The organism is Blastococcus sp. CT_GayMR20, from assembly GCF_004570345.1.
This window is the reverse complement of sequence record NZ_SPQM01000339.1, coordinates 1-574: the sequence shown is the minus strand read 5'-3', so window position 1 is coordinate 574 and position 574 is coordinate 1. Positions and strand designations below refer to the sequence as shown.

Below are 574 nucleotides of genomic sequence, written 5' to 3'. Positions count from 1 at the left end.
TGCTCGACCGGCTCACCGGGCCCGGCGATCAGGCCGAAAGGACCGGTCAGCGCCGAAAGCGTCAGGCATTCGAGACCGGCCTCCAGCACCCGGATCGCATAGCCGAGCGCAAAGGCCTCGGCGAAAAGCCCGTTATGCCGCGGGTCGCGGTTGGCCATCGCAATACGTCCACCCGCAGGATTGTCCATCGTGCGGCTGCCATAAGGGTTCTGCCGCATCGGGATCGTCGACGGGCCGATGCGATAGGGCTTGTCGCCGTAGATCGCGCGGACGGAGCGCGTGATGGAGGGCAGCGCTTCCAATGTCTGCATGACGCTGAGATCGTCAGCCGCATGCACGATCGGATTGGTGCAATGGCTGACGAAGTCGATCTCGCCTGCCGGCACGCGCTTGCGGTTGAGTTCGGTGAAATAGCTCAGCATGCCGCCGCCGATGCGCATGCCGGGGAAGGCGGTGCGGGCCGCAGCATAGATCTCTTCGAGGGGAGGGCAGTCTGGCCATTTGCTGCCGGGCGGCGTCGATTGCCGATCGACGGAGGGCGAGATCAGGATCGCATCCGGCCGGAAGTCCGCGA

At 65.5% G+C, this 574-nt stretch carries 1 protein-coding gene; it reads right to left on the bottom strand.

The genetic code is table 11. From position 1 onward, the window contains the following. Positions 1–574: hypothetical protein (locus E4P40_RS27815; RefSeq protein WP_209305567.1), on the bottom strand; the 574-nt coding region annotated here is incomplete at both ends.